The following is a 17,164-nucleotide window of genomic DNA, read 5'->3' on the forward strand; positions in this document are numbered from 1 at the left end:
GATCAGTCCTTTCGGGAGGGCACGACGAAACCGTGTCTGGTCAGGTCGTGCCGGAAGTGCGCGTGCGCGGGAACGTCGTCGACGCCGCCCTGTGCCCACGGATGACACCGCGCGAGCCGGGCGGCGGCCATCGCCGTGCCCTTCACCGCGCCATGCTGCTGAACCGCCCCGACCGCATACGCGGAGCAGGACGGGAAGTACTTGCACACGTCGCCGTACGTGTGCGAGATCGTGGCGCGGTAGCCGTGGAGCACGGCGAGCAGCGCATTGCGCGGCAGCAGAGGGATGCTGCGCACGGCGTCGGAGGGATCGAATCGGGCCGTGCCGAGTGCGGTCGACGGAAGAACACTCATGCGCTTCTCCGCACGAGACACCGCTGCACTTCTTCGCGCAGATCTGCGAAGGGCGTGGTGGCCGCCGAGGGGAGCGCACGGATCACGATGTCCGATCCGCTGCGCACGCCGGGCAGCGACTCTGCGCAGATCGCCTTCAGGCGACGGCGCACCGTGTTGCGCACGACGGCCGAGCCGACCTGCTTGCTCACGATGAACCCGAAGCGCGCGTCACGCGCATCGGACGTGGAGACCACGTAGGTGACGGTGTTCGGCGCGGCACAGCGGCGGCCCCGGCGGACGACGGCCTTGTACTCCGATCCGCGGGTGAGTCGGTGCGGCCGAGCGAGCACCGCTCGGCTCAGGCCGAGAGCTCGGTGCGGCCCTTGGCGCGGCGTGCCGAGAGGATGGCGCGGCCGGCGCGGGTGCGCATGCGGGCGCGGAAGCCGTGCTTCTTGGCGCGACGACGGTTGTTGGGCTGGTAGGTGCGCTTGCTCATGAGGGATCACTTCCGGATCAGGATGTCACCGGGACGCTCGGCCGGAGACGACGTTCAGGGACCGGCCATAGGGCACAGGTCAACCGATTAAGGGTACGTCGAGGAAGCGGAATACTCAAAACGAGACCGCCGGCGTGCACATTATCCCCAGCCTGTGAACAGTCTCTGGAAGTGACACGCGGCCCGGATCTACAGTGGAGTTTGCTCCTTCGGCACGCGCTGACTAGCGTTGCTCCGGCAGTTATCCACAGGCTGCACGCTCCCGCGACGTCGGTCAGAGGCGTGCACTTTCGTCCCGGGGGGACCATGTCACACCAGGAACTTCCCGACGTCCCCGTCTGGGACGCCGTGCTCCGCGAACTCGACGCCGACGAGCGCGTCACTCCGCAGCTGCAGGGGTTCCTGAGTCTCGCCGTGCCGCAGGGCGTCATGGGCGGCACGCTCTACCTCGACGTCCCCAACGACCTGACCGCCGCGCAGATCAACAAGCGCATGCGCGCGCCCATTCTCGAAGCGCTCTCCCGCGTCGAGCCGCTGCTCCAAGGCGACGCGGCCGCGACCTTCCGCGTCGTGGTCAACCCCGACCTCGCAGACTCGCACCTCACGGCTCCGATCCCGGTGCAGTCGCCGATCGAGGCGCCCGTTCCGGCACCCGCACCGCGGTCTCCGCTCGAAGAGACCGCCGACCCGCTGCCGATCTCGCGCAGCGACACCCGGCTCAACCCCAAGTACACGTTCGACAACTTCGTCATCGGGCAGTCGAACCGCTTCGCGCACGCGGCCGCCGTCGCCGTGGCCGAAGCTCCGGCCAAGGCCTACAACCCGCTGTTCATCTACGGCGACTCCGGCCTGGGCAAGACCCACCTGCTGCACGCGATCGGCGATTACGCCATGAGCCTGTATTCCGGCATCCGCGTCCGCTACGTCTCGAGCGAAGAGTTCACCAACGACTTCATCAACTCGATCGCCAACAACCGCGGCTCCGCCTTCCAGGCCCGCTACCGCGATGTCGACATCCTGCTGATCGACGACATCCAGTTCCTGCAGGGGCGTGCCGAGACGCAGGAGGCGTTCTTCCACACGTTCAACACGCTCCACGACCACGACAAGCAGGTCGTGATCACGAGCGATCTTCCCCCCAAGCAGCTGACGGGCTTCGAAGACCGCATGCGCAGCCGCTTCGAGTGGGGTCTCATCACCGACGTTCAGGCCCCCGACCTCGAGACCCGCATCGCGATCCTGCGCAAGAAGGCGCAGAGCGAGCGACTGCACATCCCCGACGAGGTGCTCGAATACATCGCGACCGTCGTCTCGAGCAACATCCGTGAACTCGAGGGCGCCCTCATCCGCGTCTCGGCGTTCGCGAGCCTCAACAGGTCCGAGCTCGACATGTCGCTGGCCCAGACCGTGCTGCGCGACATCGTCGATCAGGACGACGCGAACGTCATCTCGCCGACCGACATCATCACGGCGACGGCCAATTACTTCAAGCTCACCGTCGACGACCTCTACGGCTCCAGCCGCTCGCAGGCCGTCGCCATCGCGAGGCAGATCGCGATGTACCTCTGCCGTGAGCGCACGAACCTCTCACTGCCCAAGATCGGGCAGCTGTTCGGCAACCGCGACCACACCACCGTGATGTACGCGTACAAGAAGATCAGCGACCTCATGAAGGAGCGCCGCTCGATCTACAACCAGGTGACCGAGATCACCACGCAGCTGGGCCGCACCGGCCGCTGACCCGCATCGCCGCGACACATGCCGCAGAAAGTCCTTGACAGCGGCTCGGCGGTGGCCCCATCATGTGCGTTCTTCACAGTGTGGAAAACTTGTGGATAACTCGCGGATGCTGCGGAAACCTGTGAACGACACGCCTTCGGCTGTGGAAGAGCCCCCTCGCATCGACAAGGGCCGTCCGCATCCCCTCCGCAGCACGTCCACATCTCACAACGATGTAGTTTCCCTGTCGCGACTGGGATCGCGACAGTTATCCACAGTTTCCACAGCTGTTAACAACATGACAGAGATCTCTTCATGAAGACCCCGCCCGATCACCTCGACGGCGAACGAGCCGCCCTTGGGGCGCACGGCATGACGGGCACTAGCATGGGAGACCCCAGCTCGATGTCAAGGGAGCGTCCGTGAAGTTCCACGTCAACCGCGATGTGTTCAGCGAGGCTGTGTCGTTCGTCGTCAAGCTTCTGCCGCAGCGCAATCCGCAGCCGATCCTCGCCGGCGTGCTGATCGAGGCATCGGATTCCGGGCTGTCGCTCTCGGCCTTCGACTACGAGGCGTCGGCTCGTACGACGATCGAGGCCACGGTCGACGACGAGGGCACGATCCTCGTGCACGGCCGCCTGCTCTCCGAGATCGCGAGCCGTCTGCCCAACGCCCCCATCCAGATCGAGGTCGACGACGACGGAGCCGTCGTGCTCACGTGCGGCTCCGCCCGATTCACGCTCGCGTCGATGCCGGTGCAGGAATACCCGGCGATCCCCGAGGTCACGGGTCACTCCGGACTCGTCCCCGCCGAGGACTTCGCCACCGCCATCGCCCAGGTCGCGTTCGCGGCCTCGCGCGACGACGTCACTCCCGTGCTCACCGGCGTGCAGCTGGAAGTCAGCGACACGACGCTGAGCCTGGTCGCCACCGACCGCTATCGGGTCGCGCTGCGCGAGATCCCGTGGGACGGCGGCGCGGCCGCGTCGGGCGAGACGCTCACCGCACTCGTTCCGGCGCGCACGCTCACCGAGGTCGGCAAGACCTTCGCGCACTCCGGCGACATCTCGATCGCCTTCTCCGGCAGCGGCGACCGCGAGATCATCGCCTTCACCGCCGGCAACAAGACCGTCACGTCGCTGCTGATCAAGGGCAACTTCCCGCCGGTGCGGCGTCTGTTCCCCGAGCAGACCGACCACCAGGCGGTCGTCAACACCGCCGAGCTCGTCGAGGCGGTGCGGCGCGTCTCGCTCGTGCTCGACCGGTCGGCGCCGCTGCGGTTCACCTTCACCTCCGACGGAGTCTCGATGGATGCGTCTGGCACCGAGCAGGCACGTGCCTCCGAGTCGGTCGACGCGGTGCTCACCGGTGACGACGTCACCCTCGGGCTCAACCCGCAGTACCTCACCGAGTCGCTCGGCGCCGTGCGCAGCGAGTTCGTGCGGGTGACCTTCACCTCCAGCGACAACGCCAACAAGCTCAGCCCCGTGCTGATCACACCGCAGACCTCGGTCGACAAGGGCGGCGAGCAGTCGTTCCGCTACCTGCTGCAGCCGAACCTGCTGCTGCGCTGACGGGAAGGCGTGTCGGCATCGGTCATTAGGCTTGTGCGGTGATCGTCGAGCACCTGAGCCTCGTGGACTTCCGCAACTATGCGGCAGCCGATGTGGCCCTCGGTGCCGGCCCCAACGTGTTCGTCGGCCGCAACGGGCAGGGAAAGACCAATCTCGCCGAGGCGATCGCGTTCTTCGCGACGCTCGGCTCGCATCGGGTGTCGGCCGATGCCCCGATGGTGCGCGACGGAGCCGAGTTCGCGATCGTGCGGGCCCGGCTCGGCCATGGCGAACGCCGCGTGCTGCTCGAGGCCCAGGTCAATCGCCAGGGATCCAACAAAGCGCGCGTCAACGGCGCCGCCGTGAAGACCGCCGAACTGCCCCGGTACGCGGCCGTCGTGCTGTTCGCCCCTGAAGACCTTCAGATCGTGCGCGGCGACCCGTCGGCACGACGCAGATTCGCCGACCAGTTGCTGATCCAGCGCTCGCCGCGCATGTCAGCGGTGCTCGCCGACTACGACCGCGTGCTCAAGCAGCGCACAGCGCTGCTCAAGTCGGCCAGGGCACGCGGCATCCGCGGCGAGGCGCTGTCGACCCTCGAGGTGTGGGACGACAAGCTGGTCGACCTCGGCACCCAGGTGATCCGGGCCCGGCTGGCACTCGCCGACGAGCTGTCGGCCCCCCTGGCCCACGCGTACACCGCGATCGCCGGCGCCGACCATCGGCCGGAGGCGCAGTGGGTGCTCTCGGTGGGCGGTGCCGATGCCGAAGACGGCGACGATTCGACGGCGCAGACGACGGATGCTGCAACCGCCGACATCGCGGGCCTCTTCCGTGCGGCGCTCGCTGCCAGACGCGGCGCCGAACTCGAGCGAGGGCTCACGCTCGTCGGACCCCACCGCGACGACCTGCTGCTGCGGGTGCGCGGACTGCCGGTGAAGGGCTACGCGTCGCACGGGGAGTCCTGGTCGGTCGCCCTCGCTCTGCGACTCGCCTCGGCCGAGCTGCTGCGGGCCGATTCTCCGCTGGGAGACCCCATCCTGATCCTCGACGACGTCTTCGCCGAGCTCGACGCCGATCGTCGGCAGCGGCTGGCGGGTCTCGCGGCCGACTACGAGCAGGTCATCGTAACGGCCGCGGTCGAAGCCGACGTGCCCGAGGCGCTGCGCGCGCAGGTCGTGCGCGTGGAGGCGGGTCGCATTCTGGAGCAGACCGATGCCTGACCCGCAGCCGGGCGAGGGCGCGGCGGACGCCGTCCCCGAGACGGTCAGCACGTACCTGCGCCTGCGGGGACTCGCCCCGTCGGCACGCACCTTCCGCCGCCGGAAGCGGCGCGCCGTCGACGACGAGCACCAGCCGTTCACCGCGGGTCGCGACCCGCGCGGACTCGGCGATGTGCTCGCGAGCGTGACGAGGGAGGCGGGCTGGGAGTCCGCCCTCGCCCGCGAAGACGTCGTGCGCACGTGGGACGAGGTGGCCGGCGCCGACACGGCGAAGCACACGCGTCCGGTGGCCTTCACCGACGGAACGCTGACGGTTCAGGCCGACTCGACGGCGTGGGCGAAGCAGCTGCAGATCATGCGCGCGCAGATCCTGTCGGAGATCATCCGGAGGTTCCCCGAAGCAGGGGTCGAGAGCATCCGTTTCATCGGGCCTGACGTCCCCTCCTGGAAATGGGGTCCCAGAGCCATTCCAGGCCGGGGCCCGCGCGATACCTACGGCTGAGACACGTCCTGGACCCTCCGACGGAATTCCATCGCGCCACAGGGGCGCGGAAGGGCCGCGCGGAGGCCTCCGGTTGATAGACTTGAGTGACCCCCGGTCTGAACGATGTGGAGTGCTGGAAACTTATGACGTCTGCGAACCCTGAAAGCGCTCCCGAAGACCACGAGCCGAACGCACCGAAGCCGTCGGGAGCCGAGTACGGCGCAGACGCGATCCAGGTGCTCGAGGGCCTCGAGGCCGTGCGCAAGCGTCCGGGCATGTACATCGGCTCGACGGGCCCCCGCGGACTCCACCACCTGGTCTACGAGATCGTCGACAACTCGGTCGACGAAGCGCTCGCGGGCTTCTGCGACACCATCGCCGTCACGATCCTCGAAGACGGAGCGATCCGCGTCGTCGACAACGGCCGAGGTATCCCGGTCGACATGCACAAGACCGAAGGCAAGTCGACCGTCGAGGTCGTGCTCACGGTGCTGCACGCCGGCGGCAAGTTCGGCGGCGGCGGATATGCCGTCTCGGGAGGTCTGCACGGCGTCGGATCCTCGGTCGTCAACGCCCTGTCGACCCGCCTCGACGTGGAGGTCAAGCGACAGGGCCACGCGTGGCGGCAGACGTATCGCGACGGCGGGCAGCCCCAGGCGCCTCTGGCGCAGGAGGAGGCCACCGACGACACCGGCACGACGATCACGTTCTGGCCCGACGACTCGATCTTCGAGACGATCGACTTCGACTACGACACCCTGCGCACGCGCTTCCAGCAGACCGCCTTCCTCAACAAGGGGCTTCGGATCACCCTGCAGGATCTGCGCCCGAGCTCCACCTACATCGTCGACGGTCCCGACGGCACCAGTGTCGAGCAGCAGCCGCACGACGACTTCCACTACGAGCGCGGTCTCGTCGACTACGTCGAGTACCTCAACAAGGTGCGCAAGGCCGAGGTCGTCAACGACGAGATCATCGAGGTCGAGGCCGAAGACACCGTGCGGCACATCTCGCTCGAGCTGGCCATGCAGTGGACGACGAGCTACACCGAGAACGTCTTCACCTTCGCCAACACGATCAACACGCACGAGGGCGGAACCCACGAAGAGGGCTTCCGTGCGGCGATGACCACCTACATCAACAAGTACGCGCGCGAGAAGAGCCTGCTCAAAGAGAAGGACGACAACCTCACCGGCGAAGACATCCGCGAGGGGCTCACCGCCGTCATCTCGGTCAAGCTCTCCGAGCCCCAGTTCGAGGGCCAGACCAAGACCAAGCTGGGCAACACCGAGGCCAAGGCATTCGTGCAGAAGGTCGTCGGCGATCAGCTCACCGACTGGCTGGACCGCAACCCGGCTCAGGCAAAGCGCGTCATCATGAAGGCCATCGACGCGGCCACCGCACGGATGGCCGCGCGCAAGGCGCGCGAGACCGCTCGGCGCAAGAGCGTGTTCGAGTCGGCCTCGATGCCGGAGAAGCTCAAGGACTGCACGAGCAAGGATCCCTCGATCAGCGAGATCTTCCTCGTCGAGGGCGACTCGGCCGGCGGCTCGGCCGTGAGCGGCCGTGACCCCGAGCGCCAGGCGATCCTGTCGCTGCGCGGCAAGATCCTCAACGTCGAGAAGGCCCGCATCGACCGGGCGCTCGGCAACGCGGAGATCCAGGCGATGATCCAGGCCTTCGGCACCGGCATCGGCGAGGACTTCAACGTCGAGAAGGCCCGCTACCACAAGATCGTGCTGATGGCAGATGCCGACGTCGACGGGCAGCACATCACGACGCTGCTGCTGACGCTGCTGTTCCGCTATATGCGCGGACTCATCGAGGCCGGCTTCGTCTACCTGGCGCAGCCGCCGCTGTACCGGCTGAAGTGGTCGAACTCTCCCCACGAGTACGTCTTCAGCGATCGCGAACGCGACGGGCTGCTCGCCGACGGCCTGGCCGCCGGCAAGCGCATCCCGAAAGACAACGGCGTGCAGCGCTACAAGGGCCTCGGGGAGATGAACGCCAAGGAGCTGTGGGAGACCACGATGGATCCCGAGACCCGCACCCTCCGCCAGGTGACCATCGACGACGCCGCCGCAGCCGACGAGATCTTCTCGGTGCTGATGGGCGAAGACGTCGAGGCCCGCCGCGGGTTCATCCAGCGCAACGCGAAGGACGTCCGGTTCCTGGACATCTAGCCCGAAGGCTGACCAGGACCCGCGACGAACGGAAGAGAAGACATGACTGACGACGAACGGCCCGATCCCACCGCCGGCTACAACCACGGCAACATCGACCAGGTCGATCTGCAGCTGGAGATGCAGCGCAGCTACCTCGACTATGCGATGAGCGTCATCGTCGGGCGCGCGCTGCCCGACGTGCGCGACGGCCTCAAGCCCGTGCACCGCCGCGTGATCTTCGGCATGTACGACGGCGGCTACCGTCCGGACAAGGCGTTCTCGAAGTGCGCCCGCGTCGTGGGCGAGGTCATGGGTCAGTACCACCCGCACGGCGACTCGGCGATCTACGACGCCCTCGTCCGTCTCGTGCAGCCGTGGTCGATGCGCTATCCGCTCGCCGACGGCCAGGGCAACTTCGGATCGCCGGGCAACATGGGCGCCGCGGCCCCCCGGTACACCGAGACCAAGATGGCCCAGCTCGCCCTCGAGATGGTGCGCGACATCGACCAGGAGACGGTCGACTTCGAGGACAACTACGACGGGCGCACGCAGGAGCCGTCGGTGCTGCCGGCGCGCTTCCCGAACCTGCTGGTCAACGGCTCCGTCGGCATCGCCGTCGGCATGGCCACCAACATCCCTCCGCACAACCTGCGCGAGGTGGCCGACGGTGCGCTGTGGGCGCTCGAGAACCCCGATGCGACGCGCGACGAGCTGCTCGAGGCGCTCATGCAGCGCATTCCGGGGCCTGACTTCCCGACCGGTGCGCAGATCCTCGGCACGAAGGGCGTGCGCGAGGCGTACCGCACGGGTCGAGGCTCGATCACGATGCGCGCTGTGGTCGGAGTGGAAGAGATCCAGGGCCGCACGTGCCTGGTCGTCACCGAGCTGCCTTATCAGGTCAACCCCGACAACGTCGCCGCCAAGATCCGCGACCTCGCCCGCGACGGCAAGCTCTCGGGCATCGCCGACATCCGCGACGAGACGAGCGATCGCACCGGCCAGCGCCTGGTCATCGTGCTCAAGCGCGATGCCGTCGCGAAGGTCGTGCTGAACAACCTCTACAAGCACACCCAGCTGCAGGAGAACTTCGGCGCGAACATGCTCGCGATCGTCGACGGGGTGCCGCGCACGCTGCCGCTCGACGGCTTCATCTCGTACTGGATCACCCACCAGGTCGAGGTCATCGTGCGCCGCACGGCCTATCGTCTGCGCGAGGCCGAGAAGCGCATGCACATCCTGCGCGGCTATCTCAAGGCGCTCGACGCCCTCGACGAGGTCATCGCCCTCATCCGTCGGTCGCCGACCGCCGACGAGGCGCGCGAGGGGCTGAAAGAGCTGCTCGAGATCGACGACGATCAGGCTGACGCCATCCTGTCGATGCAGCTGCGACGCCTCGCCGCGCTCGAGCGCCAGAAGATCATCGACGAGGCAGCCGAGCTCGAGCTGCGCATCGCCGACCTCAACGACATCCTCGCTTCGCCGGTGCGCCAGCGCACGATCATCTCCGATGAGCTCACGGGCGTCGTCGACCGCTTCGGAGACGAGCGCCGCACGCACATCCTGCACGGATTCGACGGCGACATGTCGATGGAAGACCTCATTCCAGAAGAGGAGGTCGTCGTCACCGTCACCCGCGCCGGCTACATCAAGCGCACGCGCAGCGACAACTACCGCTCACAGCACCGCGGCGGCAAGGGCGTCAAGGGTGCGCAGCTGCGCGCAGACGACGTCGTCGAGCACTTCCTGGTGACCACGACCCACCACTGGCTGCTGTTCTTCACGACCAAGGGCCGCGTCTACCGCGCCAAGGGGTACGAGCTGCCCGAGGCCGGTCGCGACGCGAAGGGTCAGCACGTCGCGAACCTCCTCGCGCTGCAGCCGGATGAAGAGATCGCACAGGTGCTCGCGATCCGTCAGTACACGGATGCTGCCTACCTGGTGCTCGCGACCCGTGCGGGTCTGGTCAAGAAGACCCGCCTCACCGAGTACGACTCCAACCGCCAGGGCGGCATCATCGCGATCAAGCTCCGAGGCGAAGAAGGCGAAGACGACGAGCTGGTCAACGACGAGGTCGTCAGCGCTCTGCTGGTGAACGAAGACGACGACATCCTTCTCATCAGCAGGCACGGCATGTCGCTGCGCTTCTCGGCGACCGACGACGCGCTGCGTCCGATGGGCCGATCCACCAGCGGCGTGAAGGGCATGTCGTTCCGCGAAGACGACAGCCTGCTCTCGGCATCCGTCGCGCGGCACGATGCCTACGTGTTCGTGGTCACCGAGGGCGGCTATGCCAAGCGCACCGAGGTCGACCAGTACCGCGTGCAGGGACGAGGGGGCCTGGGCATCAAGGTGGCCAAGCTCAACGAGGATCGGGGCGACCTGGCGGGCGGTCTGATCGTCGCCGAGGACGACGAGGTCTTGGTGGTTCTTGCCAGCGGCAAGGTGGTACGCTCTGCCGTGGCCGAGGTGCCCGCCAAGGGCCGCGACACGATGGGCGTCGTCTTCGCCCGCCCCGACGATGATGACCGCATCATCGCGATCGCGCGGAACGGTGAGCGCAACCTGGCCGATGATGCGACCGAGGCCGAACCCGCCGAGGCCGCCTCCGAGACCACAGAGGGAAGTACTGACGCATGAGCACGGTAGCCGACAAGCTCGCCAAGAAGTCGAGCCACAAGACCACCGCGAAGCAGGTGCGCCTGCGCCTGGTGTACGTCGACTTCTGGTCGGCAGTGAAGCTGTCATTCCTTGCGGCCATCGCCCAGGCGGTCGTGACGATCGTGTCGTTCTTCCTGGTGTTCATGCTGGTGCAGACGACGGGTCTCATCGACAAGGTCGACGAGTTCTTCCAGACCCTCACCGACGGCGCCTCGATCACGACCTGGTTCGGGCTGCCGCAGGTGATGGCGTTCGCGGCCGTCGTCGCGATCCTCAATCTGGTCGTGATCACGGTGCTCGGCGCCGTCATCGCGGGCATCTACAATCTCGCGGTCAAGGTCACCGGCGGTCTGCTGGTCGGCTTCACCTCGAACTGACCTCGATTTCGGATTACCCCGCGAGTCGGGTAAAGTCTTGGAGGTTGACGGCCGCGGGAGCGGCCGGAAGACGGGGCTATAGCTCAGGCGGTTAGAGCGCTTCACTGATAATGAAGAGGTCCCAGGTTCAAGTCCTGGTAGCCCCACACAGCACCCCAGGGGCCTTAGCTCAGTTGGTAGAGCGCCTGCTTTGCAAGCAGGATGTCAGGAGTTCGAATCTCCTAGGCTCCACAACTCCTCGATTCGCAGCGGAGGTCCCGCATGTCGCGCATCATCGTCATCGGCGGGCACGGCAAGGTCGCGCTGCTGCTCGAACCGCTTCTCGTCGAGGCCGGCCACGAGGTCGGCGCCGTCATCCGCGATCCCGACCAGGCAGCCGACGTGGTGCTGACCGGAGCGAACGCCGTCGTCGCCGACATCGAGAGCCTCGATCAGGCCGGGTTCATCGAGCTGCTGGCCGGGTACGACGTCATCGTGTGGTCGGCCGGCGCCGGGGGCGGAGATCCCCGTCGCACGCTCGCCATCGACCGGGATGCCGCCATCCGATCGATGGATGCCGCCGCTGCGGCCGGTGTGCACCGCTACCTCATGGTGTCGTACTTCGGCGCGGGTCCCGATCACGGTGTCGACCCCGAGAACTCGTTCTTCACGTATGCGGAGGCGAAGGCCGCTGCCGACGAGCACCTGCGTGCCGCAGCGCTCGACTGGACGATCCTCGCCCCCTCGGCGCTCACGCTCGACGCGCCCATGGGGCGCATCAGCGTCACCGACACGTCGGCACAGACCGTCTCGCGCGCCGACGTGGCCGCCGTCGTGGCGGCGTGCGTCGACGAACCCGCGACGATCGGCCGGACGATCCGGTTCAACGCGGGCGACGTGCCGATCACCGACGCGGTGCGCTGACCGCGCCCGCGGCGCCCGCCCCTCAGCGGGACGGGCGCCGTGAGAGAGGTCAGCCGGCGAGGCCGTTGTCGGAGAGCCAGTCGGCGGCGATGTCGTCGGCCTGGCGTTCGTCGACGGTCGATTCCACGTTCAGCGCGACAAGACCTTCGGGGGTCAGTGCGGCACTGACGGCGTTGATGACGTCGGCGATCTCATCGGCGATGTCGGTGCTGACGACCGGGACGACATGCGACGCGAGGAAGAGGCCATCGGGGTCTTCGAGGGTCACGAGGTCTTCGGTCTGGATCCGCGGGTCGGCACTGTAGACGTTCGCGACCTGGATGCTGCCCGCGACCAGCTCATCGACGGTCGTGTTGCCGGTCGCGTCGAAGGCGACGTCGACGCCGTAGACGTCCTTCAGGCCCGAGGGACCGTAGGGGCGCTCTTCGAGCTCGGGCGCACCGCCGAGCACGAGGCCATCGATGCCCGCCAGATCGCCGATCGAGGTGAGGTCGTGCTCCTGCGCGAATGCCGCCGTGACGTTGTACGAGTCCTGGTCGGTGGCCGGCGACTGGTCGAGAACCGTGATGCCGTCGGGCAGAGCGTCCTGAAGTGCCGCATAGACATCGTCTGATGTCGTGGCGGTGGTCTCGGGGTCGAAGTACTGGAGCAGGTTGCCGGTGTATTCGGGGAACAGATCGATGGTGCCGTCTTCGATCGACGGCATGTAGGCGTCGCGCTGCCCGATCGTGAAGTTGCGCTCGACCGTGAAGCCGGCGCCCTCGAGCGCCTGCGCGTAGATCTCGGCGATGATCTCGTTCGAGTAGTAGTCCTGGGAGCCGATGACGATCGTGCGGGACTCGCCTGTGCCCTCCGACTCCGTCGAGCCGGTGCCGAGCGGATCGGACGAGCTGCAGCCGGCGAGGGCGAGAGCGGCGACGAGAGCGCCGGCGGCGCCGATGGCGAGTCGGGTGCGTGCTGTGGACATATGCGTACCTCCGGTTGTGGTGGATGGTTCAGGCGGCGGACACCGCGCCGGCGCGCGGGACTTCTCCGCCGGGGTCGAGACGGGCGGTGACCCCGCGCGGCACCACGACGCGCTGCAGCAGCGCGAAGACGCCGTCGAGCGCGAGCGCCAGTGCGACGACGAGGATCGACGCACCGAGGATCTGGTCGAAGCGGCGCAGCGGGATCCCCTGCAGGATGTAGAAGCCGAGCCCGCCGAGGCCGACATACGCGGCGATCGTGACGGTGGCGACGACCTGGAGCACGGCAGATCGCAGCCCGCCGATGAGCAGGGGCAGCCCCAGCGGCACCTCTATGCGCACGAGCACCTGCCAGGGTGTCATCCCGGTGGCGCGGCCGGCGTCGATGACGGTGCGATCGATGGCTTCGAACCCTGCGTAGGCGCCGGCGAGGATGGGCGGGATGGCCAGCAGCACGAACGCGATGATGGCCGCTTCGGTCTTGTGCACGACGCCGATGAGCAGCACGAGAAGCACGACGAGTCCGAACGACGGGATGGCGCGCGCGGCGCCCGAGAGGGCGACGGCGATCTCGCGCCCGCGGCCGGTGTGTCCGATGAGCCACCCGAGCGGCACGGCGACGACCGCCGCGATGATCACCGACGCGAAGGTGAAGGCGAGGTGCTGCGCGATCGCGAGCGGAAGCGGGAGCGACCCGGTGAGTCGTTCGGGAGAGAAGATCCACGCGACGGCGTCGAGGAACGTGTTCATGCCGGCACACCCTGACCCTGACGGATGCGCGCCCGAGCGCGCGGGGGTGTGCGGGTCGCGCGCGCCCACGGCATCAGCATCCGTCCGCAGAGCACCAGAAGCAGATCGATCAGCAGCGCGATCAGCGCCACCGCGACGACGCCGGCGAGCACCTCGGAGACGATGCGCCGCTGCGAGCCGTTGGTGAACAGGTAGCCGAGATTCTGCACGCCGATCAGGATTCCGACCGTGGCGAGCGAGATGGTCGAGACGGCGGTGACGCGAAGCCCGGCGAGCACAACGGGCCCCGCCAGCGGCAGGTCGACCTGCCAGAACCGGCGCCACGGACCGAACCCGACCGCGAGGGCCGCCTGGCGCGTGGTGGGGTCGGTGGAGGAGAGCGCATCGGTGACCGACCGGGTCATGATGGCGACGGCGTAGATCGACAGCGCGACGACGAGGTTGGTCTCCGACAGCATCGGGATGCCGAACAGGCTCGTGATCAGGGGGAACAGGCCGAGCGAGGGGATGGTGTAGAGCAGCCCGACCGTCGTGAGCATCGGCCCTCGCAGCCGGGTGTACCGGAACGCCGCCCACCCGAGCGGAAGGGCGATCACGAACCCGATCGCGATCGAGATCATGCTCTGGCGCAGGTGCGCGACCGAGAGCTCGCCGATGAGGTCGAGATTGTCGAGCACCCAGCTCATGTCGACCGCTCCACGAGCACTCCCTGCGTGCGTCCGGCCGCATCCACCAGCACGCTGCCGCCCGCCGTCTTCTTGATCGACAGCGCGCGGGACCCGCGTTCGGCGCCGATGAAGTCGGCCACGAACGCGTTCGCGGGACTCTCGATGATCGCGCTGGGACTGCCGACCTGTTCGATGTGGGCGCCCTCGCGCAGGATCACGACCTGGTCGCCCAGCAGGAACGCCTCATCGATGTCGTGCGTGACGAAGACGACGGTCTTGTCGAGATCTCGCTGCAGCCGGATCGTCTCTGCCTGCAGCTCGCGTCTGACGATCGGGTCGACCGCGCCGAACGGCTCGTCCATGAGCAGGATGTCGCTGTCGGCGGCCAGACCTCTGGCGACGCCCACGCGCTGCTGCTGGCCGCCGGAGAGCTGACCGGGGTAGCGATCGGCGAGGGAACGATCGAGGCCGACGACATCGAGCAGTTCGAGCGCGCGTTGCCGAGCCCTGTCTTTCGCGACGCCCTTCAGGCGCGGCACCGTCGCGACGTTGTCGGCGACGGTGAAGTGCGGCAGCAGTCCGGCGTTCTGCAGCACGTAGCCGATGCTGCGCCGCAGCTGCACCGCGTCGCGCTGGGCGATGCTGTCGCCGTCGATCGTGATCTCGCCGGAGGTCGGCTCGACGAGGCGGTTGATCATGCGTAGCAGCGTCGTCTTGCCGCAGCCGCTCGAGCCCACCAGGACGGTCGTCTTGTGCGAGGGGATGCTGAGACTGAAGCCGGCGACGGCGAGGGTGCCGTCGCCGAACCGTTTCGACACGTCGCGGAACTCGATCGACATCGGCATCCTTCCCACTGGAGGTCCCAGCCAAGCACGGGTCACCGACAGGAGGAACGGGGAGGCGATCCTGGCGCCGAACCCTTATGATGCCCTCCGCCTGTGCGCAACCCCTGTCTCGGCGGCAGCGCCACCGCTTAGCGTTGGCGCATGAGCACGAGGGAGTATGACCTCATCGTCATCGGCGCGGGTCCTGTCGGAGAGAACGTCGCCGACCGCGCGACGCAGGGGGGTCTGCGGGTCGTCATCGTCGAGAGCGAGCTGGTCGGGGGCGAGTGCTCGTACTGGGCCTGCATGCCGTCGAAGACGCTGCTGCGAGCGGATGCCGCGCTCCGCGGGGCCCGCGACGTCGCGGGTGCCGCCGAGGCGATCGACGGCGGCGTCGACGTCGCGGCGGTGCTCTCTCGACGTGATCGGATGGTCCACGAGTGGAACGACAGCTCACAGGTTGAGTGGCTCGACGGCGCCGGCATCGATCTCGTCCGAGGACACGGTCGCATCACCGCCGAGCGGGAGGTCGCCGTCACTTCCTCCTCCGGTGAAGCGACCATCCTGCGGGCCCGGCACGCCGTCGCGGTGTGCACGGGCTCCGCCGCGCTGATGCCCGACATCGCCGGCCTCGACGGCGTCAGGGCCTGGACCAGCCGTGAGGCGACCGGTGTGCGCGAGGTGCCGACCTCGCTCGCGATCCTCGGCGGAGGAGTTGTCGCGTGCGAGATGGCGACGGCGTTCGCCTCGTTCGGCACGGCGGTGACCCTGCTCGCCCGAACCGGCCTGCTCGGGACGATGGAGTCCTTCGCCGGCGAAGCCGTGGCCGGGTCGCTGCGCAGCGCCGGCGTCGATGTGCGCACGGGGGTCGAGGTCGCCCAGGCGTCGCGCTCCGACGGAGGGATCGCACTGCGCCTCTCCGACGGCGCCGACGTCGTCGCCGCGCAGGTTCTCGTGGCGACGGGACGCGTGCCGCGCACAGACGATCTCGGGCTCGCCTCGATCGGACTCGAACCCGGATCGTGGCTCGAGGTCGACGACACGCTGCGCGTCGACGGGTTCGAGTGGCTGTATGCGGTGGGCGATGTCAACCATCGCGCGCTGCTCACTCACCAGGGCAAGTACCAGGCGCGCGCCGCCGGCGACGTCATCGCCGCGAGGGCACATGGAGGCGAGGTGCACGCGGGGGCGTGGGGCGCGCACGCGGCGACCGCCGATCACGAGGCCGTCCCGCAGGTCACCTTCACCGACCCCGAGGTCGCCTCGGTCGGGATCACCGCGCGGAAGGCGCAGGAGGCAGGGCGCAGCATCCGCGTGCTCGATGTCGATCTCGCGTCGCTGGCCGGGGCGAGCACGTATTCCGACCGCTACGCGGGCACCGCTCGTGCGGTCATCGACACCGGGCGAGACGTGATGATCGGGGCGACGTTCGTCGGCCCCGACGTCGCCGAGCTGCTGCACGCGGCGACGATCGCGATCGTCGGGGAGGTGCCGATGGAGCGGCTGTGGCATGCCGTGCCGGCGTATCCGACCGTCAGCGAGGTCTGGCTGCGCTGGCTCGAGCAGTATCGCGACTGACCGGCGCAGGGGACTGAGCGGGGTCATCGCCTAGAGTCATCGCATGGACCTGCGCGTCGCGGCCTACGCCGTCATCGTCGACGAAGCCGACAACGTGCTGCTGGCGCACTGGAACGAGGGCCGCCGAGGCGCGTGGACGCTCCCCGGCGGAGGACTCGAGCCGGGTGAGGATCCCGAGGTCGCCGCGCGCCGCGAGGTGCGGGAGGAGACCGGCTACAAGATCGCGATCGTCGAACTTCTCGGCATCCATTCGCGCGTCATCCCGCCCACGCGCCGGCTCACCGAGAGCGAGGTGCCGCTGCACACGCTGCGCATCATCTACCGCGCGAAGGTGACCGGCGGGCGTCTGCGTCACGAGGTGGGCGGATCGACCGACCGCGCCGAGTGGTTCCCGCTCGCCGAAGTCGCTGAACTGCAGCGCGTGAAGCTCGTCGACATCGGTCTCGAGATGGCAGGGCGCGACTGA

Annotated in this window: 17 protein-coding genes and 2 tRNA genes; 12 read left to right on the forward strand and 7 right to left on the reverse strand. The window is 68.0% G+C overall.

Going from position 1 to position 17,164, the window contains the following annotated elements; translation table 11 throughout:
• Positions 1 to 2 precede the first annotated feature (2 nt).
• Genes yidD through rpmH form a run of 3 tightly spaced genes read right to left on the reverse strand, consistent with a single transcriptional unit; the run spans position 3 to position 831 of the window.
• Positions 3 to 353: a membrane protein insertion efficiency factor YidD gene (gene yidD, locus OAW74_RS13975; RefSeq protein WP_262874999.1), complete on the reverse strand. Its 351-nt coding sequence runs from the start codon at positions 351 to 353 to the stop codon at positions 3 to 5.
• Positions 350 to 685: a ribonuclease P protein component gene (rnpA, locus tag OAW74_RS13980; protein WP_262875000.1), complete on the reverse strand. Its 336-nt coding sequence runs from the start codon at positions 683 to 685 to the stop codon at positions 350 to 352. The genes yidD and rnpA overlap by 4 nt, the downstream gene beginning before the upstream one ends.
• Positions 686 to 693: 8 nt before the next feature.
• Positions 694 to 831 (reverse strand): 50S ribosomal protein L34, encoded by a 138-nt coding sequence (rpmH, locus tag OAW74_RS13985; RefSeq protein ID WP_248242477.1) that lies wholly within the window; start codon positions 829 to 831, stop codon positions 694 to 696.
• Positions 832 to 1,137: 306 nt separating this feature from the next.
• On the opposite strand from rpmH, the gene dnaA reads away from it, so the two are divergent.
• The 10 genes from dnaA (at position 1,138) to OAW74_RS14035 (ending at position 11,913) form a co-directional block, all read left to right on the forward strand.
• The gene (dnaA, locus tag OAW74_RS13990; RefSeq protein ID WP_262875001.1) at positions 1,138 to 2,571 is read left to right on the forward strand and encodes a chromosomal replication initiator protein DnaA; all 1,434 of its coding nucleotides are present in this window, start codon (positions 1,138 to 1,140) and stop codon (positions 2,569 to 2,571) included.
• Between the two features lie 401 nt (positions 2,572 to 2,972).
• Entirely contained in the window at positions 2,973 to 4,124 is a 1,152-nt protein-coding gene (dnaN, locus tag OAW74_RS13995; RefSeq protein ID WP_262875002.1) for a DNA polymerase III subunit beta, read from the forward strand.
• Positions 4,125 to 4,162: 38 nt separating this feature from the next.
• Positions 4,163 to 5,326, forward strand: coding sequence for a DNA replication/repair protein RecF (gene recF, locus OAW74_RS14000; RefSeq protein ID WP_262875003.1), 1,164 nt, complete (start codon positions 4,163 to 4,165; stop codon positions 5,324 to 5,326).
• Positions 5,319 to 5,828: a DUF721 domain-containing protein gene (locus OAW74_RS14005; protein ID WP_262875004.1), complete on the forward strand. Its 510-nt coding sequence runs from the start codon at positions 5,319 to 5,321 to the stop codon at positions 5,826 to 5,828. Before recF ends, OAW74_RS14005 begins: the two co-directional genes overlap by 8 nt.
• Positions 5,829 to 5,953: 125 nt before the next feature.
• Positions 5,954 to 7,993, forward strand: a complete 2,040-nt coding sequence (gyrB, locus tag OAW74_RS14010) for a DNA topoisomerase (ATP-hydrolyzing) subunit B (RefSeq protein WP_262875005.1) — start codon at positions 5,954 to 5,956, stop codon at positions 7,991 to 7,993.
• A 42-nt stretch (positions 7,994 to 8,035) separates the two neighbouring features.
• Positions 8,036 to 10,612 (forward strand): DNA gyrase subunit A, encoded by a 2,577-nt coding sequence (gene gyrA, locus OAW74_RS14015; RefSeq protein ID WP_262875006.1) that lies wholly within the window; start codon positions 8,036 to 8,038, stop codon positions 10,610 to 10,612.
• Positions 10,609 to 11,010 carry a DUF3566 domain-containing protein gene (locus OAW74_RS14020; protein WP_262875007.1) on the forward strand — a complete coding sequence of 134 codons (402 nt, stop codon included), beginning with the start codon at positions 10,609 to 10,611 and terminating at the stop codon, positions 11,008 to 11,010. The genes gyrA and OAW74_RS14020 overlap by 4 nt, the downstream gene beginning before the upstream one ends.
• Before the next feature lie 72 nt (positions 11,011 to 11,082).
• Positions 11,083 to 11,156 (forward strand) — tRNA-Ile (locus tag OAW74_RS14025).
• Between the two features lie 12 nt (positions 11,157 to 11,168).
• Positions 11,169 to 11,241, forward strand: a tRNA-Ala gene (locus tag OAW74_RS14030).
• Between the two features lie 30 nt (positions 11,242 to 11,271).
• Entirely contained in the window at positions 11,272 to 11,913 is a 642-nt protein-coding gene (locus OAW74_RS14035; protein WP_262875008.1) for an SDR family oxidoreductase, read from the forward strand.
• A gap of 49 nt (positions 11,914 to 11,962) precedes the next feature.
• Here OAW74_RS14035 and OAW74_RS14040 read toward each other — a convergent pair whose 3' ends face one another.
• The 4 genes from OAW74_RS14040 to OAW74_RS14055 are packed head-to-tail and all read right to left on the reverse strand — an operon-like array spanning position 11,963 to position 15,135.
• Entirely contained in the window at positions 11,963 to 12,880 is a 918-nt protein-coding gene (locus OAW74_RS14040) for an ABC transporter substrate-binding protein (RefSeq protein ID WP_262875009.1), read from the reverse strand.
• Positions 12,881 to 12,908: 28 nt separating this feature from the next.
• Positions 12,909 to 13,628 (reverse strand): ABC transporter permease, encoded by a 720-nt coding sequence (locus OAW74_RS14045; protein WP_262875010.1) that lies wholly within the window; start codon positions 13,626 to 13,628, stop codon positions 12,909 to 12,911.
• Positions 13,625 to 14,314 (reverse strand): ABC transporter permease, encoded by a 690-nt coding sequence (locus OAW74_RS14050; RefSeq protein WP_262875011.1) that lies wholly within the window; start codon positions 14,312 to 14,314, stop codon positions 13,625 to 13,627. The genes OAW74_RS14045 and OAW74_RS14050 overlap by 4 nt, the downstream gene beginning before the upstream one ends.
• The gene (locus OAW74_RS14055) at positions 14,311 to 15,135 is read right to left on the reverse strand and encodes an ABC transporter ATP-binding protein (RefSeq protein WP_262875012.1); all 825 of its coding nucleotides are present in this window, start codon (positions 15,133 to 15,135) and stop codon (positions 14,311 to 14,313) included. The genes OAW74_RS14050 and OAW74_RS14055 overlap by 4 nt, the downstream gene beginning before the upstream one ends.
• 147 nt (positions 15,136 to 15,282) lie before the next feature.
• Here OAW74_RS14055 and OAW74_RS14060 point away from each other — a divergent pair, with 147 nt between their 5' ends.
• Positions 15,283 to 16,698, forward strand: a complete 1,416-nt coding sequence (locus OAW74_RS14060) for a dihydrolipoyl dehydrogenase family protein (RefSeq protein WP_262875013.1) — start codon at positions 15,283 to 15,285, stop codon at positions 16,696 to 16,698.
• A 43-nt stretch (positions 16,699 to 16,741) separates the two neighbouring features.
• The gene (locus OAW74_RS14065; protein WP_262875014.1) at positions 16,742 to 17,164 is read left to right on the forward strand and encodes an NUDIX hydrolase; all 423 of its coding nucleotides are present in this window, start codon (positions 16,742 to 16,744) and stop codon (positions 17,162 to 17,164) included.

Source organism: Microbacterium fluvii (genome assembly GCF_025515205.1).
Taxonomy (GTDB): Bacteria; Actinomycetota; Actinomycetes; order Actinomycetales; family Microbacteriaceae; genus Microbacterium; species Microbacterium fluvii.

Bases quoted from the DNA above. Each gene is read 5' to 3' on its own strand.
- yidD (WP_262874999.1), bottom strand. From the start codon at position 353: ATGAGTGTTCTTCCGTCGACCGCACTCGGCACGGCCCGATTCGATCCC.
- rpmH (WP_248242477.1), bottom strand. From the start codon at position 831: ATGAGCAAGCGCACCTACCAGCCCAACAACCGTCGTCGCGCCAAGAAG.
- dnaA (WP_262875001.1), top strand. From the start codon at position 1,138: ATGTCACACCAGGAACTTCCCGACGTCCCCGTCTGGGACGCCGTGCTC.
- OAW74_RS14005 (WP_262875004.1), top strand. From the start codon at position 5,319: ATGCCTGACCCGCAGCCGGGCGAGGGCGCGGCGGACGCCGTCCCCGAG.
- gyrB (WP_262875005.1), top strand. From the start codon at position 5,954: ATGACGTCTGCGAACCCTGAAAGCGCTCCCGAAGACCACGAGCCGAAC.
- gyrA (WP_262875006.1), top strand. From the start codon at position 8,036: ATGACTGACGACGAACGGCCCGATCCCACCGCCGGCTACAACCACGGC.
- OAW74_RS14020 (WP_262875007.1), top strand. From the start codon at position 10,609: ATGAGCACGGTAGCCGACAAGCTCGCCAAGAAGTCGAGCCACAAGACC.
- OAW74_RS14035 (WP_262875008.1), top strand. From the start codon at position 11,272: ATGTCGCGCATCATCGTCATCGGCGGGCACGGCAAGGTCGCGCTGCTG.
- OAW74_RS14040 (WP_262875009.1), bottom strand. From the start codon at position 12,880: ATGTCCACAGCACGCACCCGACTCGCCATCGGCGCCGCCGGCGCTCTC.
- OAW74_RS14045 (WP_262875010.1), bottom strand. From the start codon at position 13,628: ATGAACACGTTCCTCGACGCCGTCGCGTGGATCTTCTCTCCCGAACGA.
- OAW74_RS14050 (WP_262875011.1), bottom strand. From the start codon at position 14,314: ATGAGCTGGGTGCTCGACAATCTCGACCTCATCGGCGAGCTCTCGGTC.
- OAW74_RS14055 (WP_262875012.1), bottom strand. From the start codon at position 15,135: ATGTCGATCGAGTTCCGCGACGTGTCGAAACGGTTCGGCGACGGCACC.
- OAW74_RS14060 (WP_262875013.1), top strand. From the start codon at position 15,283: ATGAGCACGAGGGAGTATGACCTCATCGTCATCGGCGCGGGTCCTGTC.
- OAW74_RS14065 (WP_262875014.1), top strand. From the start codon at position 16,742: ATGGACCTGCGCGTCGCGGCCTACGCCGTCATCGTCGACGAAGCCGAC.